At 72.7% G+C, this 25,906-nt stretch carries 20 protein-coding genes; 8 read left to right on the forward strand and 12 right to left on the reverse strand.

Annotated elements, in window-relative coordinates:
• Positions 1–56 precede the first annotated feature (56 nt).
• The 5 genes from QIS99_RS19235 (at position 57) to QIS99_RS19255 (ending at position 6,002) form a co-directional block, all read left to right on the forward strand.
• Positions 57–1,931 carry an ABC transporter substrate-binding protein gene (locus tag QIS99_RS19235; RefSeq protein WP_282514781.1) on the forward strand — a complete coding sequence of 625 codons (1,875 nt, stop codon included), beginning with the start codon at positions 57–59 and terminating at the stop codon, positions 1,929–1,931.
• 88 nt (positions 1,932–2,019) lie between these two features.
• Entirely contained in the window at positions 2,020–3,093 is a 1,074-nt protein-coding gene (locus QIS99_RS19240) for an ABC transporter permease (RefSeq protein ID WP_282514782.1), read from the forward strand.
• Positions 3,090–4,028, forward strand: coding sequence for an ABC transporter permease (locus QIS99_RS19245; protein ID WP_282514783.1), 939 nt, complete (start codon positions 3,090–3,092; stop codon positions 4,026–4,028). The genes QIS99_RS19240 and QIS99_RS19245 overlap by 4 nt, the downstream gene beginning before the upstream one ends.
• Positions 4,025–4,975, forward strand: coding sequence for an ABC transporter ATP-binding protein (locus tag QIS99_RS19250; RefSeq protein WP_282514784.1), 951 nt, complete (start codon positions 4,025–4,027; stop codon positions 4,973–4,975). The genes QIS99_RS19245 and QIS99_RS19250 overlap by 4 nt, the downstream gene beginning before the upstream one ends.
• A 37-nt stretch (positions 4,976–5,012) precedes the next feature.
• A complete protein-coding gene (locus tag QIS99_RS19255; RefSeq protein WP_282514785.1) occupies positions 5,013–6,002 on the forward strand; it encodes an ABC transporter ATP-binding protein in 990 nt (329 codons plus the stop codon).
• Between the two features lie 76 nt (positions 6,003–6,078).
• On the opposite strand, the gene QIS99_RS19260 is transcribed toward QIS99_RS19255, so the two are convergent.
• The 11 genes from QIS99_RS19260 to rimP form a co-directional block, all read right to left on the reverse strand.
• A complete protein-coding gene (locus tag QIS99_RS19260) occupies positions 6,079–7,644 on the reverse strand; it encodes an ABC transporter substrate-binding protein (RefSeq protein ID WP_282514786.1) in 1,566 nt (521 codons plus the stop codon).
• Positions 7,641–9,704, reverse strand: coding sequence for a hypothetical protein (locus QIS99_RS19265; protein ID WP_282514787.1), 2,064 nt, complete (start codon positions 9,702–9,704; stop codon positions 7,641–7,643). Before QIS99_RS19265 ends, QIS99_RS19260 begins: the two co-directional genes overlap by 4 nt.
• A 165-nt stretch (positions 9,705–9,869) precedes the next feature.
• On the reverse strand, positions 9,870–10,814 hold the full coding sequence (locus QIS99_RS19270) for a bifunctional riboflavin kinase/FAD synthetase (protein WP_282514788.1): 945 nt from the start codon (positions 10,812–10,814) through the stop codon (positions 9,870–9,872).
• Between the two features lie 199 nt (positions 10,815–11,013).
• Positions 11,014–14,544: a serine protease gene (locus QIS99_RS19275; RefSeq protein ID WP_282514789.1), complete on the reverse strand. Its 3,531-nt coding sequence runs from the start codon at positions 14,542–14,544 to the stop codon at positions 11,014–11,016.
• A 189-nt stretch (positions 14,545–14,733) separates the two neighbouring features.
• The gene (truB, locus tag QIS99_RS19280) at positions 14,734–15,657 is read right to left on the reverse strand and encodes a tRNA pseudouridine(55) synthase TruB (RefSeq protein ID WP_282514790.1); all 924 of its coding nucleotides are present in this window, start codon (positions 15,655–15,657) and stop codon (positions 14,734–14,736) included.
• Positions 15,654–16,121 carry a 30S ribosome-binding factor RbfA gene (gene rbfA, locus QIS99_RS19285; protein WP_282514791.1) on the reverse strand — a complete coding sequence of 156 codons (468 nt, stop codon included), beginning with the start codon at positions 16,119–16,121 and terminating at the stop codon, positions 15,654–15,656. Before rbfA ends, truB begins: the two co-directional genes overlap by 4 nt.
• A gap of 54 nt (positions 16,122–16,175) precedes the next feature.
• Positions 16,176–16,469, reverse strand: coding sequence for a DUF503 domain-containing protein (locus QIS99_RS19290; protein WP_282514792.1), 294 nt, complete (start codon positions 16,467–16,469; stop codon positions 16,176–16,178).
• A 134-nt stretch (positions 16,470–16,603) separates the two neighbouring features.
• The gene (gene infB / locus QIS99_RS19295) at positions 16,604–19,702 is read right to left on the reverse strand and encodes a translation initiation factor IF-2 (RefSeq protein WP_282514793.1); all 3,099 of its coding nucleotides are present in this window, start codon (positions 19,700–19,702) and stop codon (positions 16,604–16,606) included.
• Between the two features lie 148 nt (positions 19,703–19,850).
• A complete protein-coding gene (locus tag QIS99_RS19300; protein ID WP_282514794.1) occupies positions 19,851–20,159 on the reverse strand; it encodes a YlxR family protein in 309 nt (102 codons plus the stop codon).
• Positions 20,160–20,344: 185 nt separating this feature from the next.
• On the reverse strand, positions 20,345–21,340 hold the full coding sequence (nusA, locus tag QIS99_RS19305; RefSeq protein WP_282514795.1) for a transcription termination factor NusA: 996 nt from the start codon (positions 21,338–21,340) through the stop codon (positions 20,345–20,347).
• Positions 21,341–21,342: 2 nt separating this feature from the next.
• On the reverse strand, positions 21,343–21,867 hold the full coding sequence (gene rimP, locus QIS99_RS19310; protein ID WP_282514796.1) for a ribosome maturation factor RimP: 525 nt from the start codon (positions 21,865–21,867) through the stop codon (positions 21,343–21,345).
• 192 nt (positions 21,868–22,059) lie between these two features.
• Here rimP and QIS99_RS19315 point away from each other — a divergent pair, with 192 nt between their 5' ends.
• The 3 genes from QIS99_RS19315 to QIS99_RS19325 are packed head-to-tail and all read left to right on the forward strand — an operon-like array spanning position 22,060 to position 24,020.
• Positions 22,060–22,593, forward strand: coding sequence for a hypothetical protein (locus tag QIS99_RS19315; RefSeq protein WP_408909592.1), 534 nt, complete (start codon positions 22,060–22,062; stop codon positions 22,591–22,593).
• Positions 22,590–23,057, forward strand: coding sequence for a ferritin-like domain-containing protein (locus QIS99_RS19320; RefSeq protein WP_282514798.1), 468 nt, complete (start codon positions 22,590–22,592; stop codon positions 23,055–23,057). Before QIS99_RS19315 ends, QIS99_RS19320 begins: the two co-directional genes overlap by 4 nt.
• 57 nt (positions 23,058–23,114) lie before the next feature.
• Entirely contained in the window at positions 23,115–24,020 is a 906-nt protein-coding gene (locus QIS99_RS19325) for an aminoglycoside phosphotransferase family protein (protein ID WP_282514874.1), read from the forward strand.
• A 114-nt stretch (positions 24,021–24,134) separates the two neighbouring features.
• Here QIS99_RS19325 and QIS99_RS19330 read toward each other — a convergent pair whose 3' ends face one another.
• Positions 24,135–25,832: a proline--tRNA ligase gene (locus QIS99_RS19330; RefSeq protein WP_282514799.1), complete on the reverse strand. Its 1,698-nt coding sequence runs from the start codon at positions 25,830–25,832 to the stop codon at positions 24,135–24,137.
• Between the last annotated feature and the right edge of the window lie 74 nt (positions 25,833–25,906).

Below are 25,906 nucleotides of genomic sequence, written 5' to 3' on the forward strand. Positions count from 1 at the left end.
ACGTCCCGCAGTACGTCCGCCTTTCTGAGCGAGCAACTACGCGAGGTCAACTGCCCATGGACACAAGAGTTCAGCCCGTACCAGACGTACCAGCGAGAAGAAGGCCACGCCGCCGCGTCCGCGTCCTGCTCGCCTCCGGGGCCGCCGCGCTGACGCTCACCGCCGGCCTCGCCTCGCCGCTCAACCCGGCGCCGGACTCGGCGCAGGCGGAGAGCACCGGCAAGACGAGGCTGACGGTCGCGGTGGCGCAGAGCGTCGACTCGCTCAGCCCGTTCCTCGCCCAGCGTCTGGTCAGTACGAGCATCCACAAGCTGATGTACGAGTATCTGACGAACTACGACCCGAAGGACAGCCACACGGTCCCGGGGCTCGCCACCAAGTGGGAGCCGTCCGCCGACAAGCTGACCTGGACGTACACCATCCGCAAGGACTCGAAGTGGTCCGACGGGAAGCAGGCCACGGCCGAGGACGCGGCGTGGACGTTCAACAAGATCATGACGGACGAGGGCGCCGCCACGGTCAATGCCAGCTATGTCACCAACTTCAAGAAGGTGACGGCTCCTTCGCCGGAGAAACTGGTCATCGAGCTGAAGAAGCCGCAGGCCACGATGACCGCCCTCGACGTGCCGATCGTGCCGAAGCACGTGTGGGAGAAGGTCGAGGACTTCGGGAAGTTCAACAACGACGACAAGTTCCCGATCGTCGGCAACGGCCCGTTCATCCTCACCGATTACGAGAAGGACAAGTACGTCAAGCTGGAGCCCAACAAGGACTTCTGGCGCGGCGCCCCGAAGTTCGACGAGCTGGTCTTCAAGACGTACAAGGACCAGGACGCGGCGGTGGCGGCCCTGAAGAAGGGCGAGGTGTCCTTCGTCGCAGGTCAGCCCTCGCTCACCCCGGCGCAGGCCGCGGAGTTGAAGAACGTCCCGAACGTGAAGGTCAATGACGCGCCGGGCCGCCGCTTCTTCGCGCTCGCCACGAATCCGGGTGCGCAGACCAAGGACGGCGAGAAGTTCGGCGACGGCCATCCGGCACTGCTCGACCGGAAGGTGCGGCAGGCCCTTTTCCTGGCCGTGGACCGCGAGACGATCATCGACAAGGTGTTCCGGGGCCACGCGGTCAAGGGCGAGGGATATATCCCGCCGCGTTTCTCGGACTACTTCTGGAAACCGTCCCCGGACCAGGAACTCGCGCACGACCCGAAGAAGGCAGCCAGACTCCTGGACGAGGCGGGCTACAAGAAGAACGGCGACGGAAAGCGCGTCGGCAAGGACGGAAAGCCGCTCGACTTCCGCATTCTGTGCCACGCCACCGACCCGATCGACAAGTCGATCGGCAATTACCTCAAGGAGTGGTGGGGCGAGCTCGGCATCGGCCTTGAGGTGCAGTGCCTCGACAACGTGACCGACCCCTGGTACGCGGGCGAGTACGACCTGGCCTTCGACGGCTGGTCCGTCAACCCCGACCCGGACTTCGTCCTGTCGCTGCACATCTGCGACGCGCTGCCGTCCAAGCCGGGCGCCACGTCCCCGACGGACAACTTCATCTGTGACGAGAAGTACGACGAGCTGTACAAGAAGCAGCAGGCCGAGTACGACCCGGCCAAGCGCCAGGACCTCGTCAAGCAGATGCAGTCGCGGCTGTACGACACCGGCTACATGAACATCATCGCGTACCCGAACGCCGTCGAGGCGTACCGCACGGACCAGATCAAGTCGATCACGACGATGCCCTCGGACGCGGGCAACATCTACGGCCAGGACGGGTACTGGAGCTGGTGGTCGGCGGTGCCGGCGGACGACGGGGCGGGCTCGGACGGCGGGACGTCGGCGGGCGTGGTGATCGGCATCGCCGCCGCTGCCGTCGTCGTCATCGGCGCCGGGGCGTTCGTGGCGCTGCGCCGCCGCGCCACCGCGGAAGAACGCGAATAGCGGAAGATCGCGACAAGAGGAATGCGATAACAAGAGGAACGCGATAGAGGAACGCGGACAACAGAGCGCGAATAGGCGGATCCGTTCCATGACCGATGCCTCCACCGGTACCACCGCGCTCGCGGACCCCGACGGCCCGGCTCCGGCCGGGCCGTCGGGCCGCGGGCCGCGCGCCCGTGACACCGTCGCCTATCTGAGATACGGGGCGGGCAAGCTGCTCGGCGCGGCGGTGTCGCTGTTCGCCGTGCTCGTGACGAGCTTCTTCCTGTTCCGGATCATCCCGGGCGACCCGGTCCGCACCATCACGCACGGCCGGGCCGTCTCCGAGGAGCAGCTGCAGGCGCTGCGCCGCCAGTTCGGCATCGACAAGCCGCTGTGGGAGCAGTTCACGCTGTACTGCGGTCAGGCGCTGCAGGGCGATTTCGGCAACTCGTACCAACTCCACGATCCCGTGGGCGAGTTGATCTGGAACCGGCTGCCTGCGACGCTGCTGCTGACCGGCACGGCGTTCGTCCTGTACTCGCTGATCGGGGTCTGGCTGGGCACCCGCTCGGCGTGGCGCAGCGGCGGGCTCGGCGACCGCTTCAACACGGGCCTGTCGCTGACCCTCTACTCGGTGCCGTCGTTCTGGCTGGGCCTGATGCTGATCAATGTGTTCGCGGTCGGCGCCGGATTCGTCCCGGGCCTGTTCCCGACCGGCCTGATGGAGTCAGGCGACGGCTCCACGGGCCTCGCGCACGCCCTGGACGTGGCGCACCACATGGTCCTGCCGGTGGTCACGCTGGTAGCGGTCGGGTACGCGCAGACGCTGCTCGTGATGCGCTCCTCGCTGCTCGACGAGATGGGCGGCGACTATCTGACGACGGCCCGCGCGAAGGGCCTGCGCGACACCCTCGTACGCCGCCGCCACGCCGTGCCCAACGCGCTGCTTCCCACGGTGACGCTGCTGTTCGTGAACCTCGGGCATGTGGTGGCGGGGCAGATCCTGGTCGAGACGGTGTTCTCCTGGCCGGGCCTCGGCGGACTCTTCTACGACGCCTTGTCGATCCCCGATCTCCCCCTGCTCCAGGGCCTGTTCTTCGTGTTCGCGGCCGGTGTGATCCTGATGAACACCCTGGCCGACCTGATCTATCCGCTGCTCGATCCCCGGGTGGGCCGATGACCACGACCGATACGCCTACGACCGATACGCCTGCGAAGACCACGTCCCCGAAGAGCACCCGCGCCCTCGCCCGGGACCGCAGACGGCAGTCCGTGGCGCGCTTCTGGCGGCAGTACCGCACACACCGCGCGGGCCTGTTCGGCCTGGCCTCGCTCGCCCTCTTCGTCCTGCTCGCCCTCCTGGCCCCGCTGCTGGTCGGCGCGGACGTGCAGAGCGTCACGAAGGCGCCGGGACGGCCGCTGGAGGCGCCCGGCGGGGAGTTTCCGCTCGGCACGGACAAGTACGGCCGCACCATGCTGGGCCTGCTGATCTGGGGGGCGCGCTTCTCGCTCACGGTCGGCTTCCTCGCGGCGGCGCTGTCCGTGGCGATCGGCACCCTGATCGGCATCACGGCCGGGCACTACAAGGGCTGGTACGCGACGGTCATCATGCGGGTCACCGACTGGTTCCTGGTCATGCCGACCCTCGTCCTGGCGATCGCCCTGGCCAGCGTCCTTTCCCGCTCGATCTGGACGATCATCCTCGCGATCGGCGTCACCACCTGGCCCACCACGGCCCGTCTGGTCCGCGCGCAGACGCTCGCCGTGGAGTCCCGCCCGTACATCGAACGCGCCAAGGCGCTCGGCGGCGGCCATACCCACATCATGACCCGGCACGTGCTGCCGAACGTGATGCCGCTGGTCCTCGCCCAGACCACCCTGGTGATCTCCTCGGCGGTCCTCACCGAGGCCACTCTCGCCTTCCTCGGCCTCGGCGACCCGACGGTCACGTCCTGGGGCGGGCTCCTCCAGGACGCCCGGGACGCCGGTGCGACGACGAAGTGGTGGTACGTGGTGCCGCCCGGGATCGCCATCGCCCTGGTGGCGCTGTCCTTCACGCTCTGCGGCCGCGCCGTCGAGTCCGTGCTCAACCCGAGGCTGGGGGTGTCCCGGTGACCACCGCACCACTGCTCGACATCAAGGACCTCAACGTCACGTACGGCACCGGGGCCGCCGCCGTACGCGGGGTCGACCTCACCCTGGCGGCCGGCCAGAAGCTCGGCATCGCGGGCGAGTCCGGCTGCGGCAAGTCGACGCTCGCCCTGGCCCTGCTGCGGCTGCTGCCCGCCGGGGCGAAGCTCTCCGGGGAGATCCTGCTCGACGGCGAGGACGTCCTCACCATGAAGTGGGGGCGGCTTCGGGCGGTGCGCTGGGCGGGCGCCTCCATCGTGTTCCAGGGCGCGATGCACTCCCTGAACGCGGTGCGCCGCATCGGCGACCAGATCGCCGAGCCCATGCTGATCCACCGCACGGCGCCCCCTTCGGGCGTACGGAAGAAGGTCGCCGTACTCCTGGAGCACGTGGGCCTGCCCGCGTCCCGCGCGGACTCGTACCCGCACGAGCTCTCCGGCGGGCAGCGCCAGCGCGTGATGATCGCGATGGCCCTGGCCTGCGACCCGAAGCTGATCGTCGCCGACGAGCCCACGACGGCCCTGGACGTGATGATCCAGGCCCAGATCCTGCGCCTGATCGAGCAGTTGGTGGCCGAGCAGAACGTCGGCCTGATCATGATCAGCCACGACCTGGCGGTCCTCGCCGACACCTGCGACCGGCTCGCGGTGATGTACGCGGGCCGCGTCGTGGAGCAGGGCCCGGCCGCGCAGGTCTACGAGTCGGCCCTGCACCCGTACGCCAAGGCCCTCTCGGCGGCGTTCCCCCGCATCGGCGACCCGGCCTCCCGCCACGCCCCCCGGGGCCTGGCCGGCGACCCCCCGGACCCCTCGGACCTGCCGCCGGGCTGCACGTTCCATCCGCGATGCCCGGTGGCGCTGGACCGCTGCGCGGTGGAGGACCAGGCGTTGCGGGGCGAGGAGGAGCGGAGGGCGGCATGCGTGCACGTGTGACGGCTGTGGGCACCACCTGGCAACGGAAGGACGGACGATGACCGAGTCACCCTTGCTCCACGCAGCCGACCTGCACGTCACCTTCTCCGGAAGGCGCGGCAGCGGCAGCGCCCGAGCCGTGGACGGCGTCAACCTCACCCTCGGCAAGGGCGAAATCGTAGCCCTCGTAGGCGAATCCGGCTGCGGCAAGACGACCCTGGCCCGCGCCCTCCTGGGCCTGGAGAAGCCGACCGCAGGTCACGTCACGTTCGACGGCGCCCCGTTGACGTACGACACCCGCTCCCTGAAGACGTACCGCAACCGCGTCCAGCTGGTCCTGCAGGACCCCAGAGGCTCCCTCAACCCCCGGCACACCGTGTACGAGGCGGTCGCGGAGGGCCTGCGCGTGCACCGGTACGCGGGCGACGAGCGCGCGAAGGTCGCCGAGGCCCTGTCACGGGCCGGCCTGCGCCCGCCGGAGCGGTTCTTCCAGCGCTACCCGCACGAGCTCTCCGGCGGCCAGCGTCAGCGCGTCGTCATCGCCGGGGCGCTCGTCCTGGACCCCGAACTGATCGTCGCGGACGAGCCGGTGGCGTCCCTGGACGCCTCCGTGCGCGGCGAGATCCTGGCGCTGCTGCTCTCGCTGCGCCGGGACCTCGGCCTGTCGGCGCTCGTCGTCACGCACGACCTGGGGCTCGCGTGGAACATCGCCGACCGGGTCGCGGTGATGTACCTGGGCCGGGTGGTGGAGACGGGCACGGTCGAGGAGGTGCTGACCCACCCCCGGCACCCGTACACCCAGGCCCTGTTGTCCGTGCTGCCGGAGGCTTCCGGCGAGCCGGTCGTGCTGACCGGTGAGCCGCCGGACCCGACCCGCATCCCCGGCGGCTGCCGCTTCCACGCGCGCTGCCAGGTGCTCGCCTCGGGCGCGGCGGAGCGCGCGGGCGTCGCGGGCTCCTGCCGTACGGAGGACCTGCCGGTCCTGTCGGCCGAGCGCACGACGCAGGCGGCGTGCCACTGGGCGAGGGCGGCCACGACGGCACCCTGAGCCATGACGGCCCCCGGAGCCACGACGGCACCCTGAGCCACGACGACCCCCTGAGACATCCGGAGCCGGAGAACCGTCACGGTTCCACGCCCTCCCGGAACACGAACTGGCCCCCGGACGGCCGGAGTTCGACGATGGGCAGCACCTTGTCGTCCGGGTTGCCCGCGTCGTCGAAGCGGATCAGCCCGCTCAGCCCCGCCACCTCGTTGCCCTCCTTGACCTGCAGCAGCATCTGCCGCACCGCCCCGGAGTACCTCTCGGTCTTCGCGGGCCACGCGTCCCGGACGGCCGTGCCGGCGACGAGGACCGCGTCGTGCACGGCGATGGCCTGCCCGTCGTCGAGGTCGCCGCGGCCGCGGCCGGTCAGCTTCTCGTAGCGCTCGGCGAACTCGGGCATCGGGTCGGCCCTCCCGCCCGGGTAGCCGTCCCGCCACAGGTCGGGGTGGGCGAGCGCGGTGTAGCGGACGGTGACCCCGCTGCGCTCCCAGGCGTCGGTGAACCGTTTCCGCGCCTCGTCGCCCTCCTGGCCGTCCGCGTACATGCCGACGGCGTCGTCCCCGGTGAACACGGTGACCGGGCAGCGCTGGCCGAAGGCGCTCATGGCGGTGATGAACTGCCGCAGCTCCTTGCCGCGTCCCGCGAAGTACAGGGCGTCGAGCTTCTCCCGGCAGACCCGCTCGGCGATGGACGAGAAGGCGGTGGCCGTCGCGGGCGCGTTCGAGCTGTAGTCGAGGCCGAGCCTCTCCAGCTTGAGGCCCTGCTTCTCGGCGGCGTCCGCGAAACCCCGGTACAGGGAGGTGCTGTACAGCTCGTTGCCGGTGTCGACCTCTTCGCCGCTGCGGTCCTCGATGACGTCCACGCGGAAGCCGTCGTTCTTGTCCTGCAGGTCCTTGAGGTGCCGGGCCGCGGCGGCGGCCTCGCTCCGGTTGGGGTTGCTCACCCGGAAGAAGCCGACCTGGTCGCCGTCGGTGAGGTTGTCGGCCGTGGACGTGCCGCCGACCAGCGGCAGACCCAGGCTCCGCAGCTCCTCGATGATCTTCTTCGTGGTGGCGTACGACGGTCCGAAACCGGTCACGGCGACCAGCCGGTGCTCCTCGTCGTCCTGCATCTCGGCGAGCTGCCCGACCAGCTTCTCGTGCTGCTGCCCGCGCGCCCCCGGGTTGCCGAGCAGCAGCTTGATCTGCGGTACGTCGCCGTGGCCGCCCACCTCGTGCCGGTTGAGGGCGTACTGGGCGAGGCGGGCGCCCTCCAGCTCCTGCCGCGCCGAGTTGTCGGCCAGGCCGCTGCCGCCTGCCGTCAGGGGGTGGACGTAGGCGACGGCCACCCAGGGCTTGCCGGTCTTCTCCACGCGCTGGTTCTCCTCGTGGATGGCGCGGGTGACGGCGTCCAGGGAATCGTCGAACGAGTACGCCCCGTCCGTGACGCCCACGCATTCGTCGTCCGGGCCCTGCTCCCACACGCCTTCGGCGCACCGGTCGAAGAGGTAGGCGCGGGTCCCCCAGGTGTCGGCGGCCAGGAAGTACACCACCGCCGCCACGAGCAGCGTGGCCGCCCCGCCCCACAGGACGTACCACCGCTTCGTCCGGGGCCGGCCGGGCACCGGCCACGGCCCTGTCGACGGAGAGTGCTGAGGGTCCGTCACCACGGTTCCTTTCGGTAGAGCCGCATCCGGTCGTCCAGCGTCTGCCACTGCCTGAAGCCCCGCAACTCCCCCCGCAGCCGCTCCAGTTGCTCCACGATCACCCCGCGCAGCTCGGCCGTCGGGTCGCCCAGCGGGTCCGACCACAGATCGGCGTACGGGTCGGTCCTCGGGTGCAGGGTGAGCTGGCCGGCGATCAGCAGCCGGGCGACGGGACGCTGCTCCTCGGACAGTTCGGGCTCGGCCTCGGCGCAGCGGCGCTCGTACTCCTGGCCCGGGTCGGCCAGGTCGTACAGGCGGCGGCGCGGGGCGCGCTGGACCCAGGACAGGGCACGGCACCAGGTCTCGGCGTCCAGGGCGCCGGACCTGACCTCCTGGAACGCGCCGTGCAGCAGGCCCGTCGCGGCCACCACGTCGCCCTCGGCGAGGCGGCAGTACGCGGCCTCCCGGAAGTCGCCGGTGCCGCTCTCGGTCACGGCGGCGGCCAGGCGCAGCGTCTCGTACGTCCAGGCCCAGGTGCGGGTGGAGCCCCCGCCCTCCTCCTGGGCGAGTTCGTGCAGCAGGAGGCGGCGGACGACGCGCGGCAGGACCGCCAACGGCTCGTCGTCGACCCGGACGGCCTCGGTGCGCAGGTCGTCCCTTGCGGCCTCGGCGACCCGTTCGCGCAGGTGGCCGGAGCCGCGCCACAGGCCCTCGGCGGCGACGGCCCGGCCGGGTTCCACGGGGGCGGCGGCGCAGCGCAGGGCGAGCCGGTCCGCGGGCGTGGGATCGCCGAGGAGGCGCGGCAGGACCTGCCCGGCGATGGTGTGCCGGCCGCCGGAGGTGAACACGTGCCGCAGCCGCTCGCCGACGGGGACGTCGGTCTCGAACGTCGTCGCCAGCGAGGTCAACGCGGCGGCCGTGGCCAGGGGTTGACCGCCCGTCAGCTCGTACAGGATGCGCCCGAGCCACGCGGCGGGCCGGGAGATGCCACGCACCGCGGGGCGCGGCAGGTTGGCCACGACGCGCTGGGCGAAGTCGGTGACCTCGTCCCGGTCGAGGGGCCGCAGCTGCGCCACGTCGACGCGGCCGCCGATCCGCCGGGGCACGAAGGCGGGGCCTTCCTCGCCGTCGGCGGCGCGCCAGCACGCCAGGTAGGCGCCGTGCGGCACGAGGCCGGGCTCGCGGTTCTCCAGGAACGGCGGGCGGGAGCGGGCGGTGGCGACGATCACCAGCGGGTCGGGCTCGCCCCGGGCCTGCCGGGCGGCGTCGACCGCTTCGAGGAAGGCGTCGCCGAGGTCGTTGTCGATGTCGTCGAGGAGGACGAGGCAGCCGAGGGGCCGGTGCCCGCCGTCCGCGTCGGCGTACGTGCGGTGCAGGTCGGCGAGGAACGCCCGGAGCAGAACCTCCTCGGCCTCCGCACGGTTCGCCGCTGTGCCGTGCCGGAAGCCGTGGTTGAGGCTGACCAGGAACTCCTCGGGGGACGCCGCTTCGCCCCGGCCGAGGCGGTGCTCGACCTGCCGGAGCCTGCGCTGGTGCCGGGCCCGGGCCCACGCGGTGCGGCCGCCCCGAAGCATCGGCAGCACCGCCATGGCCAGGGCGGGCAGCCCGGCGATCGTCGCGGCCGACTCGACCAGCGCCATCAGCAGCGCGCCGGACTCCTCCTCGGCCCGCCCCGCGTCCAGCGCCGCCCGGATCTGCCGCACGGCCCGGACCCGGTTGGCCGGGTCGGTCTCGACGGCGAGCGCGAGGGCGAGCGCGGCGGAGGCGGGCAGCCGCAGCTCCGGGAAGCTGGGGGTGGCGGCGCCGAGCTGGAAGACCAGTTCGGTGACCACGTCGGCGGTGCCCCGCTGGCCGGTGTCGAACTGCGCCAGGTCCAGGTGCGCGGTGTGGGTGTGCTGGCCGAGCCACTTCAGGTGGGCGAGGAGGCTGCTCTTGCCCGTGCCGCGCCCGCCGAGCAGGAGCAGCGGCCGCCGGGCCTCCGCTTCGGCGCCGCCCCACTCGGGGACGGCGAGCTGGTCCTGCACCCACCGGGCGAGCTGTCCGTCCCGCTGCGACATCCCCGCCCACGCATCCTGCGCCACAGCTCCCCCCTCGGCCCCCTGCTGTGCGCTTAGGATGCCTCAATTCCCGTACGGGGAAACGGCAGTTCGGGAATTACGGGTGGCGCTGTTCGGTGGGGCGTTCGGTGGCGGTGTTCGGTGGGGCGTTCGGTTGTGCGTTCGGTGTTGCGTTCGGTGGGGCGTTCGTCAGGAGCGTTCGAGAAGCTCCCGGCAGCGCTTCACGTCGTCGGCGATGGCGACGAGCAGCCCGTCGACGGAGTCGAAGGTCTGCTGGCCGCGCACGAACGCCAGGAAGTCCACGGCGACGTGCTGCCCGTACAGGTCGAGTCCGACGCGGTCGATCGCGTACGCCTCGACGGTGCGCGTGGTGCCGTCGAACTGCGGGTTGGTGCCGACGGAGATCGCGGCGGGCATCTGCTCGCCATCGGCGTGCAGCCAGCCCGCGTACACCCCGTCGGCGGGGATCGCGGTGTGCGGCAGGGTCTCCACGTTCGCGGTGGGGAAGCCGAGCTCGCGGCCGCGCTGCGCGCCGCGCACGACGACACCCTCGACGCGGTGCGGCCGCCCGAGGATCTCGGCGGCCCCGGCGACATCGCCCTCGGCGACGAGCCGACGCGTCAGCGTGGAGGAGAACGCCGCGCCGCCGCCCGCCTCGCCGCTGACGAACAGGTCGACGAGCTCGACCTCGTAGTCGTACGGGGAGCCGAGCTCGGCGAGGAGCGCGACGTCGCCCGCGGCCTTGTGGCCGAAGCGGAAGTTGGGGCCTTCGACGACCACGCGCGCGTGCAGCTTGTCGACGAGGACCTTCACCACGAAGTCGGCGGGCGCGAGCCGGGAGAACTCGGCGGTGAACGGCAGGATGAGCAGCGCGTCCACGCCGAGCTCGGCCATCAGCTCGGCCCGCCGGTGGTGCGGGGCGAGCAGCGGCGGGTGGCTGCCGGGCCGCACGACCTCGCTGGGGTGCGGGTCGAAGGTGACGACGACGGCCGGGACGCCCAGCTCCCGGGCCCGCTCCACGGCACGCCCGATGATCAGCTGGTGCCCGCGGTGCACCCCGTCGTAGGAGCCGATGGTGACGACGCTGCGCCCCCAGTCCTCGGGGATCTCCTCCAAGCCTCGCCAGCGCTGCACGGTATTTGCTCCTCGCCGAACCCGATTACGTCCTGTTGATTGCGCAGGTCTAAGAGTGCCATGCCCTCTCGCTGACGCTCGCATCGGCTGCCCCTCCCCCCGGCAACCTCGGGGCTCCGCCCCCGGACCCCCGCTCCTCGCGGAGGGGCTGTTCCCCGCGCCCCTGTCGGGGCCCGGCCAGGGGTGCGGGGAACCGGGGTCAGCGGGGCGCGCCGAGACGACGGGGCGGGACGTGGTCCGGAAGCAGCTCCCGTACCACCTCCGCTCCTTCCGGCCGCACCGACAGAAACTCCCGTACAACCTCCCCCACCCGCCCCGCGAGCCCCGGCTCCGACAGCTCGGCGAGAGCCCGCAGCACATCCACGGAGACCGGCCCCGGCTCGTGCAGCCGCTCCCGGAACGCACCGAGCACCGTCTCCGGATGCGTACCGACCGCCACGGCCAGCGCGCTCGCCGGCAGCTGCGGGTCCCCTGCCGCGAACCGGCGCAGCGCGAGCGCCAGGTGCCGGTCACGGGTCTCCGGGTCGCGGACCAGGAGCGCGAGCGCCGCCCCGTGCAGCGCACAGTCGGCGGGCCGGTCCAGCAGGGCGAGCGCGGCGTACCGCAGCAGGGCGCGGTCGGCCTCCGCCCGGACGTGCGGGGCGGTCCGCAGCGCGCACGCGGCGGCCGTGACCCGCCGGTCCGCGCGCGCGTCGTGCGTCCAGCGCTCCACGGCCCGGCAGATGGCACCGGGCTCCTCCTCGGCGAGCGCGGCGAGCAGCTCGTCGCCGCGCCGGTGCGAGCAGTCGGCCAGGGCTTCGGTGAGCTCGTCGACGGCCCGGTGCCGGTGGGTGTGGAGCAGCGCCTGCGCGGCGCGCGCCACGGTGGCGTCCGGCGCGGCGTGCAGCGCCCGCTCGTCGGTGAACCACCGGGTCAGCAGCGGCTGTACGGTGCCGGGCGCGTCCCGCAGCCACTCCCCGACGGCGTCCAGGAAGCGGTCGCCGCCGTGCTCGGCGCCCGGCTCGGGGTCGGCGACGACGAGCCGGCGCAGCAGGTCCATGCGGTCCGCGTCGGGCAGCGCGAGCCGGCGCCAGAACGCGGGCCCGAACACCTCGAACCCCTCGACCGGTGACTCGCCCGGGGCGCCGCGCCGCGCGATCCGCTCGGTGAGCGGCCGCAGCACGCCGAGGTACGGCCGGGCGTCCGGCACGCGCAGCAGTACGCCGGACAGCAGGCGCTCGGCCCACCAGGCGGCGTCGGCCCGCTGCCGCCCGGTGGCACGCGCCCGGCCCCCGGCATCCGTACGGCCCCCGGCCCCCGTGCGGCCCCCGGCCCCTGCACCGCCCCCGGCCGCTGCCCGGCTCCCGGTCCCCGTCCGGCCCTCGGGCCCCGTCCGGCCCCCGTCCGCCGCCCGGCCTCCGGCCCCCGTCCGGTCCGCGAGCTCGTCGACCGCCTCCGCCAACTCGGCGAGCCGGGCGCCCAGTTGAGCGTGCCCCTGTTGCCGCCCGAGCAGCAGCAGCGCCTCCACGACGGGCCCGATACGGTGCCGGGGCACGGGCAGCGGGCGCCCGCCGGAAGCCGAGCCTCCGTCCCGCCACCGGTGCACGAGGGAGTGCAGCGCGCCGTCGAGGTCGAGGTGCGCGCCCTGGATCCAGTCGGCCAGCTCCTCGTGCGCGAACCGGTAGCCGCCCCCGGCCGGCACGAGCAGCCCCTCGGTGAGGACGGCGGAGGCGACCCCGCCGGCCCACGGGAACACCGCCTCGAACGACGCCCGGTCCAGCTCCCCCTGCCCCGGCCCGAGGCACCGCCTGGCCGCGTCGTGCACCCGCCCGGCGACCTGCGCGGCGAGCCGCCGTACCGCCGTACCGCGGACCCGGTGCGGGACGGCGATCCGCACGGCGACCCGCAGGCACATCAGGTCGAGGTACGCGCCCAGGATCTCCTCGCGCCCCGGCCTGCCCTCCGGCTCCCCGGCGACGGCCGCCCGCACCTCGGCGAGGAGCCGCAGCGCCAGCGGGTGCGCGGCGACCGCGTCCGACACGGCGTGCTCGGGGATTCCGTACATGGCCCGGCCCCGCGCCGCCTGCTCCGCATCGAGCGCCCCGAGGACCACGCAGGGCGGCAGCACGGACGCCCCGGGCGCACGCGGGGTGGGCCCGGGCGCGGCCCCGCCCGGCCGAGCCGACGGACGGGCAGGCCCCGGCCGGCCGCCCGCACGGTTCCCGTACGCGGGGCCCGAGGGGTCCACCCACACGGACTGCTCCGCGAAAACCGACCGCCCCACCGAACCAGCCGCATCCCCAGACCCGACCGAACCAGCCGCATCCCCGAAGCCCCCCGAGCCCGGCGCACCGGCCGTGCCCCCCGAACCCCCCGAACCCGACTCCCCCGCCTCCCCCGCCTCCCCGTACAACGCCCCCTCCGGGAACAGCCGCCCCGCCTGTTCCCAGTACTCGGCGCGGCACGCCACCACCAGGCGTGTGTCCGTGTCGCGGAGCCAGGCCGTGCTGCCCGCCGTCCAGTCGGCGAGCCGGTGGGCGAGGACGGGTGGCATCTCCTCCGGGGAGTCGAGCAGGATCAGCAGGGGCCGGCCCGCGTCCCGGACCAGCCGTGTGACCCGGTCCACGGAGATGTCCCCGAGCTCCCGGCCGCCCTCCGCCGACGCCGCCACGATCCGCCCCGCGTCCGCCAGCGCCCGCGCCACCGCGTCCGCCACCGACGCGTCGTCCGCCCACAGGCCCGCGCCGCGCAGCCACAGCGTGGGGGCGGGCGCCGCGCCCCGCGCGCGGCGGCGGGCGAGCGCGGCGAGTTCCGTCGTACGCCCGCTGCCGGGCGCCCCGACCAGGGCGAGGACGGCGGCGCCCCGGACCGCGAGGAACCGCGTCAACGCGGCCTCCACGGCGGCCCTTTCGACGATCCGCTCCTCCGCGCGCGGCCCGTCGGACCCCACCGAGGTGGCGGTCAGCTGCAGCGCCCCGGCGACGTTCAGGTCCTTCCCGTACGCGGGCACCGTCGCCGCGTTGCGCGCGAGCAGCTCGGCGAGCGGGCCGCCCGGGTCCGCGGCGGCAGCCCGCCGCAGCGGCACCGCGAGCCCCGGTGCGCGCACCACCACGGCGGCGTCCACCGGATCCCCGAAGCCGCACCCACCGGCCCCGTACCCCCCGGCCCCGCACCCACCGGCCCCATACCCCCCGGCCCCGTAGCTCTCCGGCTGCAGCGCCGTGCCGAGCACCGCGAGCACCGCTCCCGTCTCCGCGTCGACGACGGGCCCGCCGGCCGCTCCCCCACCGGCCCGCAGTGCGTCGCTGCCGTCCGTGCCGACCGCCAACTCCACTGCGCCGGGCAGCAGATGGCGCCGCTCGCGCGTCGCATAGGTAACCCGCGCCCCACTGCCGAGGACCCGCGCCTGCCGCCAGCCCTGCGCCGCGATCGTCACGTACGCCCCGGTCCCGACCGTCTCCCGCACGGTCACCGGCAGCGGCCGTACGTCGAGACCCCGGGTGCGCACGAGCGCGAGGCCCGCCTCCGGCAGGGGGACGACCTGCGGGGCGTCGACGACACAGCGGTGTCCGCCGGGCGCGTGCAGCACGAGCCGGTCCTGGCCGTCGACGGCCTCGTGGCTGGTGATCACCGTGCCGAGCTCGTCCGCCGCGAAACCCGCGCCTCTGGGCCGTCCGGCCAGGTCGCAGATCCGGACCAGCGCGTGCTCAAGCCCTTGCGCACTGCCGGACCGGGAGTCCTGTGCCGCCATTCCTCGAACCTCCCCACAGCCGCGTGACCGACCGTAGGCCGCCCGTGATCAGCGGCGCAGGCGATCAACCGGATGCGCCCCTCACACACCCCGGATTCACCCCGCGCGCCTACTCGTTGGAGTGAAACGCCCCGGTACGACGAAGGGCGGGCCCGGAAACCGGACCCGCCCCGCCTGATCGCTCAGCACTCAGCCGAACACGGCCAGACTCTTGGCCTTGCCGCCCTGCCCCTCGACGAGCGCCACGAACCGCCCGTCCGGGTCGAACACGGCGACCGCCCGCTGCGAGCCGTACTCGTCGGGCAGTTCGAGCCGCACCCCGTTGAGCAGCAGCCGCGCCCGCTTCGCGTCCACGTCCCAGCGCGGGAACGCGGCCGCGGCGGCCTCGGCGACCGGCATCACCGTCAGCTCCTCCTGGAGCTGGTCGATGGTCCGCGCCGCGTCCAGCTTGTACGGGCCGACCCGGGTGCGCCGCAGCGCCGTCAGGTGCCCGCCCACGCCGAGATCGGCGCCGATGTCACGGGCCAGGGCGCGGATGTACGTACCGGAGGAGCAGACGACGGAGACGACCAGGTCGAGTACGGGAGTGCCGTCCTCGGCGACCGCGTCCCGCACGTCGTACACCGCGAACGAGGAGACCTTCACCGGCCGCGCCGGGATCTCGAAGTCCTCGCCCTCTCGGGCCCGCTTGTAGGAGCGCTTGCCGTCGATCTTGATGGCGCTGACCTTCGACGGGACCTGCATGATGTCGCCGGTCTGCTGGGCGATCGCGGCGTCGATGGCGTCCCGCTTCACCTGGGACGCGTCGGTGGACGAGGTGATCTCGCCCTCCGCGTCGTCGGTGACGGTGTTCTGGCCGAGCCGGATCGTGCCCAGGTACTCCTTCTCGGTCAGCGCGAGGTGGCCGAGGAGTTTCGTGGCCCGCTGCACGCCGAGCACGAGCACGCCCGTCGCCATCGGGTCGAGCGTGCCGGCGTGCCCGACCCGGCGGGTGCGGGCGATGCCGCGCATCTTGGCGACGACGTCGTGCGAGGTGAAACCGGACGGCTTGTCGACAATGATCAGGCCGTCCGGCGTCGCGCCGCCGCCGTTGCCGCTGTTCTGCTTGCTCATGCGGAGGCGTCGCCCGCCTCGTCCGCGTCGTCTGCGTCGTCCTCGCCCGGCTTGCGGTACGGGTCGGCTTCACCGGCGTACGCGGCGCCCGAGGACGCGTCACGTACCGCCTGGTCGGAGGCGCGTGCCTTGTCGAGGAGGTCCTCGATGGTCTTCGCGTTCTCCGGCAGCGCGTCCGCGACGAACGTCAGGGTCGGGGTGAACTTCACCCCGGCCGCCGCGCCCACCGCGCTGCGCAGCACGCCCTTGGCGCTCTCCAGGCCGCGGGCCGCGTTGGCCCGCTCCTCGTCGTCGCCGTAGACCGTGTAGAAGACGGTCGCCTCCCGCAGGTCACCGGTGACCCGGGTGTCGGTGATCGTCACATGCGAACCGAGGCGCGGGTCCTTGATTCCGCGCTGCAGCTTCTCGGCGACCACCTCTCGGATGAGGTCCGCCAGCTTCTTCGCCCGCGCGTTGTCGGCCACTGGTCCGTCTCCCTTTTTGCTTGCTTTTCTCGTACGTGCAGGGTGCGTTGCGTGTCAGTCGTCGTCGCCGTGCAGCCGCCGACGCACCGACAGCAGCTCCACCTCGGGCCGGGCGGCCATCAACCGCTCGCACCGGTCCAGTACGTCCGACAGATGCCCCGTGTCCCCCGACACCATCGCCACGCCGATCTCGGCCCTGCGGTAGAGATCCTGCTCGCCGACCTCCGCCACGCTCACGGCGAATTTCCGGTGCAGCTCGGCGACGATGGGGCGGACTACGGAACGCTTCTCCTTCAGGGACCGTACGTCGCCGAGGAGCAGATCGAAGGACAGAGTCCCCACATACATGTGTTGTCCGGATGACCCGCCGGTACGGGATGGAGGGCCCTGCGACGCTTGGCAGGGACATCCAAACCGTACACGGAACGGCCGGGGCCGATCGACGGAAATTTCCCGTCGACCGGCCCCGGCTCGTTGCTCGATCAGCCGCGCGGCTTCTCGCGCATCTCGTACGTCGCGATGACGTCGTCGATCTTGATGTCGTTGAAGTTTCCGAGGTTGATACCGCCCTCGAAGCCTTCGCGGATCTCGGTGACGTCGTCCTTGAAGCGGCGCAGACCGGTGATCGTGAGGTTCTCGGCGATGACCTTGCCGTCGCGGAGGAGGCGCGCCTTGGTGTTGCGCTTGACCTCTCCGGAGCGGACCAGGACACCGGCGATGTTGCCCAGCTTGGACGAGCGGAAGATCTCGCGGATCTCCGCCGTGCCGAGCTCGACCTCTTCGTACTCCGGCTTGAGCATGCCCTTGAGGGCCGCCTCGATCTCCTCGATCGCCTGGTAGATGACCGAGTAGTACCGGACGTCCACACCCTCGCGCTCGGCCATCTGCGTGGCACGCCCGGCGGCGCGCACGTTGAAGCCGATCACGATGGCGTCGGAGCCCATCGCCAAGTCGATGTCCGACTCGGTGACGGCACCCACACCGCGGTGCAGGACGCGGATGTCGACCTCTTCGCCGACGTCCAGCTGCAGCAGCGAGGACTCCAGGGCCTCGACCGAACCGGACGCGTCGCCCTTGATGATGAGGTTGAGCTGCTCGACCTCGCCGGCCTTGAGCACCTTGTCGAGGTCCTCCAGGGACACCCGGCGGGTGCGCTTGGCGAACGCGGCGTTGCGCTCACGGGCGGCGCGCTTCTCGGCGATCTGACGGGCCGTACGGTCCTCGTCGACCACCAGGAAGTTGTCACCGGCGCCCGGCACGTTGGTCAGACCGAGGACCAGGACCGGCGTCGACGGCTCGGCGACCTCGACGTTCTCGCCCTTGTCGTCGAGCATCGCGCGGACTCGGCCGTACGCGTCACCGGCGACGAGGGTGTCACCGACGCGCAGCGTGCCTCGCTGGACCAGGACGGTGGCAACCGCACCGCGGCCCTTGTCGAGGTGGGCCTCGATCGCGATGCCCTGCGCGTCCTGCTCCGGGTTGGCCCGCAGGTCGAGCGAGGCGTCGGCGGTGAGGACGACGGCCTCAAGCAGCGAGTCGATGTTCTGACCCTGCTTGGCGGAGATGTCGACGAACATCGTTTCGCCGCCGTACTCCTCGGCCACCAGGCCGTACTCGGTCAGCTGACCGCGCACCTTGGTCGGGTCGGCGCCCTCGACGTCGATCTTGTTGACCGCGACCACGATCGGCACGTCGGCCGCCTTGGCGTGGTTCAGGGCCTCGATCGTCTGCGGCATCACACCGTCGTTGGCCGCCACCACGAGGATCGCGATGTCGGTCGACTTGGCACCGCGGGCACGCATGGCGGTGAACGCCTCGTGACCGGGGGTGTCGATGAAGGTGATGCGGCGGTCGTCGCCGTTGACCTCGGTCGCGACCTGGTAGGCACCGATGTGCTGGGTGATGCCACCGGCCTCGCCCGCGACGACGTTCGTCTTGCGGATGGCGTCGAGGAGGCGGGTCTTACCGTGGTCGACGTGACCCATGACGGTCACTACCGGCGGACGCGAGACCAGGGCCTCGTCGCCGCCCTCGTCCTCGCCCCACTCCAGGTCGAAGGACTCAAGCAGCTCGCGGTCCTCCTCCTCGGGGCTGACGATCTGAACGGTGTAGTTCATCTCGTCGCCGAGGAGCGTCAGCGTCTCGTCGGAGACGGACTGCGTGGCCGTGACCATCTCGCCGAGGTTCATCATCACCGCGACGAGCGACGCCGGGTTGGCGTTGATCTTCTCGGCGAAGTCGGTGAGGGAGGCACCGCGCGACAGGCGAACGATCTCGCCGTTGCCGCGAGGCAGCATCACGCCGCCGACCGACGGGGCCTGCATGGCCTCGTACTCCTGGCGCCTCTGCCGCTTCGACTTGCGGCCGCGACGCGCGGGACCGCCGGGACGGCCGAAGGCGCCCTGCGTGCCACCGCGGCCACCCGGGCCACCGGGACGTCCGCCGAAGCCGGGACGGCCACCGCCGCCACCGAAGCCGCCGGGACGACCGCCGCCACCGCCGCCGGGACGGCCGGCGAAGCCGCCGCCACCGCCACCGGGACCGCCGGGACGACCGGCGAAGCCGGGACGACCGCCGCCGCCACCGGGACGACCGCCGCCGCCGGGACCACGGCCACCACCGGGGCCGCCGCCGGGACGGGGACCGGCCGCGGGACGCTGCGGCATCATGCCCGGGTTCGGACGGTTACCGCCGCCAGGCCGCGGACCACCCTGTCCTGCGGCGCCGCCGCCCTGCGGACGGGGCATGCTGCCCGGAGTCGGACGGGGACCGCCCTGACCCTGCGGACGGGGACCACCCTGGCCGCCGCCCTGACCCTGCGGACGCGGGCCGCCGCCGGGGGCACCGGGGCCGCCGGGCCCGCCGGGGCCGGGGCGTCCGCCGCCCGGACGGGGCGCCTGCGGGCGCGCCATGCCGGTGGAGCCACCAGAGGTGAAGGGGTTGTTGCCCGGACGCGGACCGGTGGGACGACCACCGGGACGCGGACCGCGCTCGCCACCGGGGCGCGGGGCACCGGGACGGGCCTGACCCTGACCGCCCTGACCGGGGGCCGGACGGCCGCCGGGCTTGGGGGCGCCGGGGCGCGGAGCCGGACGCTCACCGCCGGGCTTGGGGCCCTGCGCAGCGGCCGGAGGCGCGCTGAACTCGGGCTGCGCCGGGGCCGCCGGGGCGGGCTTCGGCGCCGCCGCGGGCTTCGGACCGGGCGTGGGACGCGGACCCGGTGACGGCACAGTCGGCACAGTCGGCGCAGTCGGCGCGGGCGCCGCGGGCTTCTCGGCCGCGGCCGGCTTGGGGGCCGGTGCGGGCTTGGGGGCGGCAGGCTTCGCGGCCTGCGCGGGGGACGGTGCCGACGGCTTCGCGGGTGCGGCCTTGCGCGGCGCGGCGGGCTTGGCGGCGCTCTTGCCACCGCCTGCGGCACCGGAGCCGGACTGCAGCGCGTCAGTCAGCTTTCGAACAACGGGCGCCTCGATCGTCGAGGACGCCGAACGGACAAACTCACCGAGTTCCTGGAGCTTGGCCATGACGACCTTGCTCTCAACTCCGAACTCCTTGGCGAGCTCGTATACCCGGACCTTAGCCACTTCGCTCCTTTTAGGTCCGGTTACCGCCGGACCGTCGCTACTTCATGGGCGTACTCATCGCGTACTCATCGAGTGCTCATCGCAATCTCGACCTACTTCCAACTCGCGAGGTACCAGCACTGCACGGCGGTTCCGTGCGGTGACGTTCTTACGGTTGTGCCTGCCCGACATACCGGCTGAGATCCGTGGTGTCGAGCGGACCACGGACGCGGTACGCCCTGAGGAACGCTCGGCGGCGGACCGCCATGTCAAGACAGACCAGGGCGGGGTGTACATACGCACCCCGGCCGGGCAGCGTACCGCGAGGGTCGGGGACCAGGCGGACTCCTTTTCCGGAGCCCTCGGCGCCTTCGTCCTCGGCCAGCACGATCCGCAGCAGATCGGTCTTGGCCGCCCGCTCCCGGCATCCCACACAGGTTCGCTCAGGGCATGCTCCGGCATGCGTCCGGCCAGACACGCTTAAGTCTACCTCCCCGCACCGACCTCACCCCTTTGGGGGAGAAATCGAACGGCTGTCGTCTTGATCTCAGCGAAACCCGGCGTGATCTCGTCAACACCGGGTGTACGCGATGCATTCCCGCGCGTGACCGGCCCGGTCGGCCCTGTCCTGTCCCGGACTCAGCCCCTGGTCCTGTCCCGGACTCAGCCCTGGTCCTGCTGCGGCTGCTCGGTGTCCGGGCGGATGTCGATGCGCCAGCCGGTGAGTCGGGCGGCGAGGCGGGCGTTCTGGCCCTCCTTGCCGATGGCGAGCGACAGCTGGTAGTCCGGCACGGTCACCCGCGCCGAGCGGGCGGCGAGGTCCACGATCTCGACCTTGCTGACCCGGGCCGGGGACAGCGCGTTGGCCACCATGTCGGCCGGGTCGTCGGACCAGTCGACGATGTCGATCTTCTCGCCGTTCAGCTCGGCCATGACGTTGCGCACCCGGCCGCCCATCGGGCCGATGCAGGCGCCCTTGGCGTTCAGGCCCGAGCGGGTCGAGCGGACCGCGATCTTGGTGCGGTGGCCGGCCTCGCGCGCGATGGCCGAAATCTCCACCGAACCGTCCGCGATCTCCGGGACCTCAAGCGAGAACAGCTTCTTCACCAGGTTCGGATGCGTACGCGAAAGAGTCACCGACGGACCGCGCACGCCCTTGACGGCCCGCACCACATACGACCGCAGCCGCATGCCGTGCTCGTACGTCTCGCCCGGGACCTGCTCCTGCACCGGCAGGATCGCCTCAAGCTTTCCGATGTCGACCAGGACGTTCTTCGGGTCGCGGCCCTGCTGCACGACACCGGTGACGATGTCGCCCTCGCGCCCCGCGTACTCGCCGAGCGTCGCGTCGTCCTCGGCGTCCCGCAGGCGCTGCAGGATGACCTGCTTCGCCGTGGTCGCCGCGATCCGGCCGAAGCCGGACGGGGTGTCGTCGAACTCCCGGGCCTCCTGGCCCTCTTCGAGCTCGGCGGCCTCCTCCTTCGCCCAGACCGTCACATGCCCGCTGTGGCGGTCGAGCTGCACGCGCGCGTGGCGGCGGCTTCCCTCGGTGCGGTGGTAGGCGATGAGGAGGGCCGACTCGATCGCCTCGACGAGCAGGTCGAAGGAGATCTCCTTCTCCCGGACCAGACCCCGCAGGGCACTCATGTCGATGTCCACGGCTACGCCTCCTCTGTGTTCTCGGTGTTACCGGCGGGCTTGTTCTTGCGGTTGAACTCGATCTCCACGCGCGCCTTGTCAATGTCCGCGAAGGCCAGGCGGCGGGCGGTGGGCTTGCGGCCCTTCACGCCGGGCACCTCCAGGTCGAGACCCTCGTCGTCGGCCTTCAGGATCCGCGCGGTCAGCTCTCCGGCCCCGGCCTCGGCGGTCAGCTGGAACTTCACGAGGCGGTCCACGGCGCGGACGTAGTGGCGGTGCTCGGTGAGCGGGCGGTCGGCTCCGGGCGACGTCACCTCAAGGACGTACTCGCTCTCGCCCATGGCGTCGGCGTCGTCCAGCTTCTGGGAGAGCTCGCGGCTCAACTCGGCGCAGGTGTCCAGGGAGACCCCGGAGTCCGAGTCCACGACCACACGCAGCACGCGGCGCTTGCCGGCCGGGGTCACGGTGATCTCTTCGAGATCCAGTTCCTTGGAGGTGACGAGCGGTTCAAGCAGGTCCCGCAGCCTCTCGCTCTGGGTGGTGCTCATCCGGGTGACTCCTCGGCCGCGTGTGCTGTTGTGGTTTGCCGTTCAGGTCTGCGTGTCAGGTCAAAGCGTATCCGGTCGCACAGGGTGTTGCCGTCCACCGGGTCGGACCGACGGTACGGTGATCGCGGGCGTGCCCGCTGGACGCGGAACACCTTCTCTTCTCTGCCGTACGAGCTCATGAGGACGTCTGCCGTGCCCTTCACCTTGCCGTCGCGCGCCGGGAGTGACCGGCCGATTCCCCCGGGGCCGGGGCGCAGGGCCCTGCTCGTGTCGGCCGCCGGGGCCGCCGGGACCGTGCTGCTCGCCGGGTGCTCGGGCGGCGGCGCGGACGCGTCCGACAAGCGGTCCGCCGCCGCCGAGCAGGCCCGGGCGCGGGCGGCCGGGGACAGCGCCGAGTTGCTGAATCGATACGACGCCGTGATCGCCGCCCACCCCGCGCTCGCCGACCGGCTGCGCCCGCTGCGCGCCGAGGTCGCGCGGCACGCGAAGGCGTTCGGCGGTGCGGAGACCGGCCCTTCGGGCTCCCCGTCGCCGACGCGGAAGGCACCCGAGGTGCCGGGCGACAAGAAGGCGGCGCTCGCCCAACTCGCGGGTGCGGAGCGGCAGTTGGCGGACGGCCGGCGGACCGCGCTGACCGACGTGCCCGGCGAGCAGGCCAGGCTGTTCGCCTCCGTGGCGGCCGCCGGGGATGCGCACGCGTACCTGCTGAGCGAGGCGGGCCGATGAGTTCCGGGAAGACCGATCAGCGCATCGAGGCGTACCAGTCGGCGCTGCGCGCGGAGCACGCCGCGATCTACGGCTACGGCGTGGTCGGCGGCCGGATCCGCAAGGGCCGCAGGGACGAGGCGCGCGCCGCGTACGACGCGCACCGGGCCCGCCGCGACGAACTGCAGCGCACGGTCAGGGACCTGGGCGGCACGCCCGCGCAGGCGGAGGCGGCCTACGCGCTGCCGTTCCCGGTGCCGGACTCCCCCGCCGCGGCCCGCCTGGCGGCGCAGCTGGAGGACCGGGTGGCCGGGGTGTACGCGGATCTCGTACGGGCGACGGAGGACGCGCGGCGCCGGGCGGCGGCGGACGCGCTGCGGGAGGCAGCGGTGCGGGCGGTGCGCTGGCGCGGCGGGAGCGTAGCCTTCCCTGGGCTCGCCGAGCGGCACGAGCCCGCTTCGGCGTCTGCGACCCCGCAGACCTGAGCCGAGCCGTACCAGAGCAGTCCGCAGGCCGGAAGGATGCACGCACGTATGTCGCCCCTGTCTTTTGAACCGCCGCAGCGTCTCGTCAGGGCGCTGGGCGAGGCGACGTACGAGGATGCGGCCGCCGTCGAGGAGTGGCTGGCGGAGTTGCCCGTACGGCTCGAACAGGCCGTGCAGCGGCGGGAGTTGACCGTCGACCGGCTGCTGGCGCCGGGGGGCCGTTCGAGTCTGGTGGCCCTCGTCCGGCGGGCCGACGGGACGCCCGCGACGCTGAAGCTCGCCGCGCCCGGCACCTGCCCAAAGGCGGAGGCGGCGGCGCTCGCGTGCTGGGACGGCTGGGGGGCGTGCAGGCTGCTGCACGGGCCCGCCGAAGAGGACGGGGCGCTGCTCATGGAGCGGTTGCACCCGGAGGTGTCACTGCGGTCGCTGCCGGAGGCGAAGGCGCTCCTGGAGGCGGCGGGGACGGTACGCAAGCTGTGGGTGGAGCCGCCCGCCGAGCGGTCCTTCGAGACGGTCGCGGAGCGGTCCGCACGGCTGGCGGCGGCTGTCGGGCCGGTGGACGAGGCGATGCGTCCGCTCGTCGACGCGGCGCTGGCGGCGCGGGACGAGCTGGTCGCCTCGGAGGCCGAACTGCTGCTCCTGCACGGGGAGTTCCGCCAGGGCAAGGTGCTGTCCGGCGAGCGCACACCGTGGCTGGTGGTGGGCCCGCACCCGCTGGTGGGTGAGCGGGCGTACGACCTGGCGGGGCTTGTGCTCGACCGGCTCGACGATCTGGTGGCGGCGAGCGCGGGGGCGTCCACGGCACGGCGGCGGGTGACGAAGCTGGCGGACTCGCTGGAGGTGGACCGGGACCGGGTGCGCGGCTGGACGCTGTTCCGCGCCGTCGCCTCGGGCACGCAGGCGCTGCGCCGCGGGCGGCGGGGGCAGGCGGAGGTACTGCTGGAGTTCGCGTCCTGGCTGTAGGGCCCCGCCCCGCCACGGAACAGCTGTAGGGCCCCGCCCCGCCACGGAACAGCGGCAAGGAGAAGGCCGGGCGGGCTGAGGTGCCTCAGCCCGCCCGGCTTCTGTCCGGGTGCGTCAGCCGACGATGCGCGCGATCGCGTCCGCCACCGGCAGTTCCTCGCGCTCGCCCGTGCGGCGGTCCTTCAGTTCGACGACGCCCTCGGCGGTGCGGCGGCCCGCGACCAGGATGGTGGGGACGCCGAACAGCTCCGCGTCGGTGAACTTCACGCCCGGGGAGACGCCCGCGCGGTCGTCGACCAGGACGCGCACGCCCGCCTCGGCCAGCTGCCCGGAGACCGACAGGGCGAGCTCGGTCTGGGCGGCCTTGCCGGCGGCGACCACGTGCACGTCGGCCGGGGCGACCTCCTTCGGCCAGACCAGGCCCTTGTCGTCGGCGTGCTGCTCGGCGAGGGCGGCGACGGCGCGGGACACGCCGATGCCGTACGAACCCATGGTGACGCGGACCGGCTTGCCGTTCTGGCCGAGTACGTCGAGCTGGAAGGCGTCGGCGTACTTGCGGCCGAGCTGGAAGATGTGGCCGATCTCGATGGCGCGGTCGAGCCTGAGGCCGGTGCCGCAGCTGGGGCAGGGGTCGCCTTCCTCGACGACCACGACGTCGACGTACGTGTCGACCTCGAAGTCACGGCCCGCGACGACGTTCCGCGCGTGCACGCCCTCCTTGTTGGCGCCGGTGATCCAGGCGGTGCCGGGGGCGATGCGCGGGTCGGCGAGGAACGTGACCTTCTCCAGGCCCTGCGGTCCGACGTAGCCCTTGACGAGGTCGGCGCGCTCCTCGAAGTCCTCGGCGGTGACCAGCTCGACGGCGGCCGGGGCGAAGTGGGCCTCGACCTTGTCCATGTCGACCTCGCGGTCGCCGGGGACGCCGACGGCGACGATCTCGCCGTCGACCTTCACGAGCAGGTTCTTCAGCGTCGCGGAGGCCGGGACGTCCATGTACGCGGCGAGCGTCTCGATGGTCGGGGTGTCGGGGGTCGCCACCTCTTCGAGCGCGGGCACGGCGGCGCCGTCGACCGGCTTCAGCTCGAACGAGACGGCCTCGGTGTTGGCCGCGTACGCGCAGTTCGGGCAGTCGGCGAAGGTGTCCTCGCCGGCGGCGGCCGGGGCGAGGAACTCCTCGGACTTGGAGCCGCCCATGGCTCCGGCGGTGGCGGCGCAGATGCGGTAGTCGAGGCCGAGGCGCTCGAAGATCCGCTGGTAGGCGGCGCGGTGCAGCGCGTACGACTCGGCGAGGCCCTCGTCGGCGGTGTCGAAGGAGTACGAGTCCTTCATGGTGAACTCGCGTCCGCGCAGGATGCCGGCGCGGGGGCGGGCCTCGTCGCGGTACTTGGTCTGGATCTGGTAGAGGATCACGGGCAGGTCCTTGTAGGACGTGCACTGGTCCTTGACGAGGAGGGTGAAGATCTCCTCGTGGGTGGGTCCGAGGAGGTAGTCGCCGCCCTTGCGGTCGTTCAGGCGGAACAGCTCGGCGCCGTACTCCTCCCAGCGGCCGGTGGCCTCGTACGGCTCCTTCGGCAGGAGGGCGGGGAGCAGCACCTCCTGGGCGCCGATGGCGTCCATCTCCTCGCGGACGATGCGCTCGACGTTGGCGAGGACCTTCTTGCCGAGCGGCAGCCAGGACCAGACCCCGGCGGCGGTACGGCGCACGAAGCCGCCGCGGACGAGCAGCTTGTGGCTGAGGACCTCGGCGTCCGCCGGGTCGTCGCGCAGTGTCTTGACCATCAATCGGGACATGCGCTGGACCTGGGCTGCCATGGTGATCTCCTGCTGGGGAAAGCGTCGAATGCTCTGGAGGTTAGCCGGGGCGGGTCCGGGTTCGGAAATCCGTT

Origin of the sequence: Streptomyces solicavernae (genome assembly GCF_029968095.1) — a bacterium.
Classification (GTDB): Bacteria; Actinomycetota; Actinomycetes; order Streptomycetales; family Streptomycetaceae; genus Streptomyces; species Streptomyces solicavernae.